We start from the raw sequence: 4,331 nt of genomic DNA, 5'->3' as shown, positions 1-4,331 counted from the left end.
CACCCACGCGCCTGGAGATCTGCGAAGCGCAATCACCTTCTCGGAAACCCTCGCGAAATTTCGCAGTCGCGACGCCAGAGACCGAGGGTTAGATCATGCCTAGCATTCACCTTCCGGCCGCCCGCTAAATATCTCCTTTTGGGTTGTTAATAAAACATCCAATAAGTTGACTGTGCGTGAAAAAGAAAGTTTTGTGTGATGGCGTTGAAGATCGCACCGTTAAGCTCTTATGTGGGATGGTGCAGAGCTCGACGACTACCGATAAAACGCAACCGCCGCAAACAGACAAGAAAAAGCCCCAACTGATAACAGTTGGGGCTTCAGTATTGTGATTGGTGGAGCAATAGCACCCTGAACCCAAAACCTTCTCGCTCAACCGGTAGTGGCTGATAACAACTCGTGAGGGCTATTGCGGGTTAAGCATTTAGCGATGTCTAGGGCCAGACTGGACGTCTGAACGCAAGCCGCTGATACTGTACATAACCACAGTATCAGCGGAGGATACCCATGTCGCTGGCAAGGAACGCCACGGCGAGTCAATCGCCCACTCAAACAAACGGTTACGAACGCCACCAACCCGACCAGACGCTGCTCTACCAGCTGGTTGAGCAGCACTACCCAGCCTTCAAAGCCTCACTCGAAGCCCAAGGTCAACACCTGCCTCGCTACATCCAACAAGAATTCAACGACCTCCTCCAATGTGGCCGTCTGGAGTATGGTTTCATGCGGGTTCGCTGCGAGGATTGTCATCACGAGCGTCTGGTCGCCTTCAGCTGTAAACGACGCGGCTTTTGCCCTAGCTGCGGTGCCCGCCGGATGGCCGAGAGTGCGGCGCTGCTGATAGACGAAGTCTTCCCCAAGGAGCCCATTCGCCAGTGGGTGCTCAGCTTTCCTTTCCAGCTACGCTTTTTGCTGGCTCGCCATCCCCAGCTGATGGGCCAGGTCTTGAGTATCGTCTATCGTACACTCTCAACTCATCTGATCAAAAAAGCCGGTTACACCAAAGCCTCTGCACAAACTGGCTCAGTGACTCTTATCCAACGCTTTGGCTCCGCGCTAAATCTCAATGTCCACTACCACATGCTGTTTCTCGATGGTGTCTATGCCGAAGATGACTATGGCAAGCAACGCTTCCATCGTGTCAAGGCACCCACTTACGATGAGCTGAATACGCTCGCTCACACCCTCAGCCATCGCATCGCTCGCTGCATGGAAAAGCGTGGGATTTTGGAGCGTGATGCCGAGAATACGTGGTTGACACTGGAAGAGGGCGAAGACGATACGCTGACTCAATTACATGGTGCTTCGGTTACGTATCGCATTGCCGTCGGCCCCCAGCAAGGGCGCAAAGTCTTCACCCTGCAAACCTTGCCAGGGCGTGAGGATAAAGCCGACTCAAGCAGTCGAGTAGCCAACCATGCTGGTTTCTCGCTACACGCCGGTGTGATGGCCGAAGCGCATCAGCGGGATAAGCTTGAGCGCTTGTGTCGCTACATTAGTCGGCCAGCGGTTTCAGAAAAACGTCTGGCATTAACCGCCAATGGGCAGGTGCGTTACGAGCTCAAAACTCCGTACCGCAATGGCACCACCCATGTGATCTTCGAGCCGCTGGACTTCATCGCCAAACTCGCTGCGTTGGTACCTAAGCCGCGAGTCAACCTCACACGCTTCCACGGCGTCTTTGCACCGAACAGCAAACACCGAGTTCAAGTAACACCCGCCAAGCGGGGCAAGAAGCCCGACAAATCGGAAGGTCTCGATACTAACTGGCGTGACAAGAGTCCTGCAGAGCGCCACCGCGCCATGACCTGGATGCAACGCCTCAAGCGAGTCTTCAATATTGATATTGAAGTCTGCGAACACTGCGGCGGTCACGTCAAAGTGATTGCCAGCATCGAAGATCCGAAGGTCATTGAGCAGATTCTCAAGCATCTGAAACAGAAAACAGCCAAGGCGAATGCCGCCAAGCAGCGTGAGCTGCCACCAGAACGAGCGCCGCCACTGACTCCCAGCCTGTTCGATCCATCACAGAGTCGTCTCTTTGACTGACGACCCCAAATCCAACACTGCTCAACACTGCCAACTTTTAAACGGGGCGGTGGGGCAGTTTGTATCTCTCGAGCTATCAGGCTAGAGATTTTACCGCCAAATCGAACCTTATTAGAGCGGTTTAGGCTGGACCGGCAGTTAAAATTGGGGCTTGAGCGGTAAACGAGTGAGGGAATTTCAGGTAAGATACTTCGGATGAGGAGCAAAAAGGTGGTTTATACTTCCTATACCCACTGCGGCGGTCACGTCAAAGTGATTGCCAGCATCGAAGATCCGAAGGTCATTGAGCAGATTCTCAAGCATCTGAAACAGAAAACAGCCAAGGCGAATGCCGCCAAGCAGCGTGAGCTGCCACCAGAACGAGCGCCGCCACTGACTCCCAGCCTGTTCGATCCATCACAGAGTCGTCTCTTTGACTGACGACCCCAAATCCAACACTGCTCAACACTGCCAACTTTTAAACGGGGCGGTGGGGCAGTTTGTATCTCTCGAGCTATCAGGCTAGAGATTTTACCGCCAAATCGAACCTTATTAGAGCGGTTTAGGCTGGACCGGCAGTTAAAATTGGGGCTTGAGCGGTAAACGAGTGAGGGAATTTCAGGTAAGATACTTCGGATGAGGAGCAAAAAGGTGGTTTATACTTCCTATACCCAGTAGTGTTCCCCTGTCGGTTTGGTTGGGGTCGATGCCCCACTTTGGGCGCGGCGTTGGGCGCCGCAAGATGAAAGCTCTGTGTGAAGGCTTGGATATTAAGACCTTGGATGATTTCAATGCCATCACCGAAGAGCAGATCGTTAGCGTCGACAAATTCAGCTACAAAACTGCCGCAAAAGTGCTTGCAGGTATGGCTGAACATGCCGAGCTATTCAACAAGATTCAATCAATCATCGGGTTCAAACAGCAGGTCACTTCGGGGGATCGTTTTACCGGTGAGAAGATCGTGATCACCGGTTTTCGTGACGCGGCCTTGGAGAAGCTGATTGAAGCTGAGGGTGGTGAAGTGCAATCATCAGTCTCGTCGAAGACCACCATGGTGATCGCGGCATCCACTTCCGGATCTTCCGGCAAATTGAAGAAAGTGCACGATCTCAACAACAGCGGAAAGGCAAATATCAAACTGATTGATCTGGCCACCTTCCGTAAGCAATATCTGGAACAACCAGCATCGACTGGTTTGGAGTTTTAATGAGTCACCCACAACTTGAGCTAATAGTCGCTGTGGATTCTAAGTTGGGATTCGGGAAAGGCGGCAAGATTCCATGGAAATGCAAAGAAGACATGGCGCGATTTACGCGGATTTCTAAAGAGATCCGCGTGTGCGTTATGGGGAAACACACGTATACTGACATGCGTGACATGCAGTTAGAAAAGGATGGCGCCGAGGAGCGAATCAAGGAGAAAGGAATTCTCCCCGAACGCGAATCGTTCGTGATCTCCTCGACGTTAAAACAAGAAGATGTCATAGGCGCTACTGTCGTTCCTGATCTTCGTGCTGTGATCAACCTGTATGAGAATACCGATCAACGCATTGCTGTCATTGGTGGGGAGAAGTTGTACATTCAAGCTCTTTCATCAGCAACGAAACTGCACATGACCATAATTCCAAGAGAGTTCGACTGTGATCGATTTATTCCTGTTGATCCGATCCAGAACAATTTTCACATTGATTCCAGTGCCAGCGAGACTGTGGAGGCAACCGTTGATGAGACTCAAGAGCGCATTCACTTTGCTACTTACGTGCGTAACAATCAGTAACGCGCTGGCAGTGGAAGAACAAGAACCAGAAACGAAGCAGACGGTGTTGGCCGTCTGCTTCGAAACATCATTATTGGCTCGAGAACTGATCGAGAATACCATTCTTGCGGACGACATCCAAAACAATACAGAAAAGATAGCTTTGCAGTTGTCGGAGCCCCTCCCCCCAACTTATAATGGGATTATTGCTGGGCTAAACAATGCTGTCGCCATGCGTGGGACAGCAAACGTTGAATCGCCATCAAGAGCATCCACAGATTTACGTGCAGCCGTCATCGGTTTATGGTGTATAAATGACACCATAGCCGCCCTGAATCAGACTGATAATGCAGTCTTACAGGACGGCGAGTTGCAACAAACACTTGTCGATTATTACAACAACTTATTGGCTGACATCGTTTGTCGTTTTCAGAAGACGGCTGCACTGAACGTCAGAAGCCGACTGCACTATAGCAGCGGAGGGGTTGGATCCATCAGGCAACGACGGGCTGCTGCCGGCCATCAGCGGACGCAGGGAGGACTTTCCG

Annotated in this window: 4 protein-coding genes and 2 pseudogenes; all 6 read left to right on the top strand. The window is 51.6% G+C overall.

Annotation, left to right across the window (positions count from 1 at the left end; all coding sequences use genetic code 11):
- Positions 1-103: pseudogene (locus LLF79_RS26680) on the top strand (sulfonamide-resistant dihydropteroate synthase Sul1); the annotation flags it as partial.
- Positions 104-507: 404 nt separating this feature from the next.
- Positions 508-2,049, top strand: a complete 1,542-nt coding sequence (locus LLF79_RS26675; RefSeq protein WP_000050481.1) for an IS91-like element ISCR1 family transposase — start codon at positions 508-510, stop codon at positions 2,047-2,049.
- 231 nt (positions 2,050-2,280) lie between these two features.
- Positions 2,281-2,469 (top strand): annotated as a pseudogene (locus tag LLF79_RS26670) (IS91 family transposase); the annotation flags it as partial.
- A 301-nt stretch (positions 2,470-2,770) separates the two neighbouring features.
- Positions 2,771-3,235, top strand: a complete 465-nt coding sequence (locus LLF79_RS26665) for a BRCT domain-containing protein (protein WP_000645230.1) — start codon at positions 2,771-2,773, stop codon at positions 3,233-3,235.
- Positions 3,235-3,804 (top strand): trimethoprim-resistant dihydrofolate reductase DfrA19, encoded by a 570-nt coding sequence (gene dfrA19, locus LLF79_RS26660; RefSeq protein ID WP_000019304.1) that lies wholly within the window; start codon positions 3,235-3,237, stop codon positions 3,802-3,804. The genes LLF79_RS26665 and dfrA19 overlap by 1 nt, the downstream gene beginning before the upstream one ends.
- A 10-nt stretch (positions 3,805-3,814) precedes the next feature.
- Positions 3,815-4,331: hypothetical protein (locus tag LLF79_RS26655; RefSeq protein ID WP_158009084.1), on the top strand; the 517-nt coding region annotated here is incomplete at its 3' end.

Source organism: Enterobacter cloacae complex sp. 2021EL-01169 (assembly GCF_020733125.1).
GTDB lineage: Bacteria > Pseudomonadota > Gammaproteobacteria > Enterobacterales > Enterobacteriaceae > Enterobacter > Enterobacter roggenkampii.
The sequence above is the reverse complement of the archived record's forward strand: the minus strand, read 5'-3'. Positions and strand labels throughout refer to the sequence as shown.